Origin of the sequence: Endozoicomonas atrinae, from assembly GCF_001647025.1 — a bacterium.
Lineage (GTDB): Bacteria > Pseudomonadota > Gammaproteobacteria > Pseudomonadales > Endozoicomonadaceae > Endozoicomonas > Endozoicomonas atrinae.
The window spans coordinates 1-2,092 of record NZ_LUKQ02000480.1; the positions used below are offsets into that span (position 1 = coordinate 1).

Annotated in this window: 2 protein-coding genes; both read right to left on the reverse strand. The window is 41.2% G+C overall.

What is annotated here, in order from left to right; translation table 11 throughout:
* Positions 1–334: 334 nt before the first annotated feature.
* Positions 335–715, reverse strand: coding sequence for a nuclear transport factor 2 family protein (locus tag AK963_RS28145; RefSeq protein ID WP_066018616.1), 381 nt, complete (start codon positions 713–715; stop codon positions 335–337).
* Positions 716–950: 235 nt separating this feature from the next.
* Positions 951–2,092: hypothetical protein (locus AK963_RS33870; RefSeq protein ID WP_175404705.1), on the reverse strand; the 1,142-nt coding region annotated here is incomplete at its 5' end.

The following is a 2,092-nucleotide window of genomic DNA, read 5'->3' on the forward strand; positions in this document are numbered from 1 at the left end:
CCTAGCCGCTACGCTAATTGGTGGCGGCTAGGATAAGTATTAAACTTCCCACAAATGACATATAAGGCATTGTTAATCAATAATATTATTTATATTTGAGGGGTGGCAGGAGCATCCATTTTTATACTAAATTCGTCAGAAATTGGCATCATTTAGCTAAATTTAGAGAAACCCACGATGCCAAACTAATATTGGTAAGCCGTGACTATTGTAGAGCTTTCTGATGATCGTGGATGCTACTCGGTGATTTAATGGTGGAAATTGCTATCACAGCGCAGGCTCACTTTAATAGATCAATCTGCGTCAAGCGTTTGCCATGCAAATTTGCATGAAATTACGCGTGTTTCTCTTCTCTGTGCCACCATTCTCGAAAAATACTGCATTGTCCTTTGGGGTTAAATTCAGCTTCCAGATAACCATCAAGTTCAACCTGAATTCCAGACGGAACTCGTACAAAGGAAGCTTTCCAATGGCTAACGCCTTTCAAGCCAATAAATGCAGCCTGTGTGTAGCTGAAACTAACATTTTTTTGTGCTTGCCCCGCACCTTCCAGCCAATAGCGCTCGATTGCAGCTGAACCGACCATTGGCTCATCAAACGGGGTTTCATAGTAGCGTGCATCTTCAGAAAATAGCTCTGTGATTCCCTTTGAATCGCCTGACTCCCAACACTTTTTATACAGCTCAAGCCAAGTTTTAAACTGTTCTATTTTCATTAGGGTATTCCTTTGCTACTGCATATCATAACGCCGCAAGTAGCAGATAACGGTCTCGGATAAAGCTGAGTTAAGCGAAAACCAACTTTATGGCATTCTTAAATTTAGTGACAAGCTTCTGAGGGATAATAACACTGAATGAGTGTTTGGCAGAAAGGCTCTTTTTTGCAAAATCTTTATTTTTGTAGTTGCTGTAGAAATTTTTCTACGTGAAATATACAAATAACAGCGGCTCTTATTTCACACCCCTGCCTTCCTCGAATGGATTGAAATACAGTACTTTCTCAAAAGTTACAGGCCCCTTGGCCAAACCTATTCGCATTGCAGGCGTTTTCTGGTCAATATCAGAAACTTTAATGAAATTATAAAAAGTTCTCTGAATATCCAACATTTTTACGACCATTGATGGAGAATACGCTTGGTAACCACTCCAGCTTCTGCCTGCATTAGACTCACTAGATTTAGGTCTTTCCAGAAGAGAGATACATCGGCGATTAAGGTTGAAAACACTGTCTACAGCATGCAGAGAAGCGAACAGGTGTAGAGCAGCTTTTCTGCCGTCAGATATGGGAATATGTGACGTGATTAACTTTGACTTCTTATAGGGCTCAGTTACCCTATGAAAAGGGTTATGAACAAATCCGTCATTCGTTATATATTTGCTAGAGGAGCCTAACTTAATAACCTCTTTGATGAATTGCCGCTTGACCTCTGTATCATCCTCATTGATCAGTTCCTCTCTTGATTCACGGTATTCTTCAAGTAACTTTTGACCAGAACCCACCAAGCCTACTCTATGATCATTACCCAGTCCTTTTTTGATAGCAACAAGCATAGCGTGACATTTTCCGGCAGTTACCATATCGGAGAACCCGTAAAAAAATGCGCGCTCTATTCCAGCTTCCTGGTCGAGACTAAAATCGACCTTAGATTCTTTTAGCAGTTTTCGAAGAAAAAGAAAATGTGCCAGCATTACATATTCTGGCCTTACCTGCAGACCACGTACTGGCTGATTTAATTCAGAATCCAGTTCATCAGGCTCTGGCCACGGTGTCTTGCGCTTTGCAAATGCCTTTTTGGCAGCACGCTCGTAATCTGTAGATAACCAATACTGGGCATACCGGCGTAGATAATGAGGCTTGTCATTATCACCAAGTTCATCAGCAAGTTTCTCAATATCCTCCGCTATCACATTACTGTCATAGTTCAGGTGAGAGCCCAGATGGTAACCACTTATATTGTCGACAGATGCTATGCCAAGCAATATAGTGAAGCGACGATCATAACGGCTTTTCCAGTTGACCGTATATTCCTGTCTATCTACCGCAATGTGAAGATACCTATCTTTAAGAATATGTTGAAGTTTTCGCTCTCTGT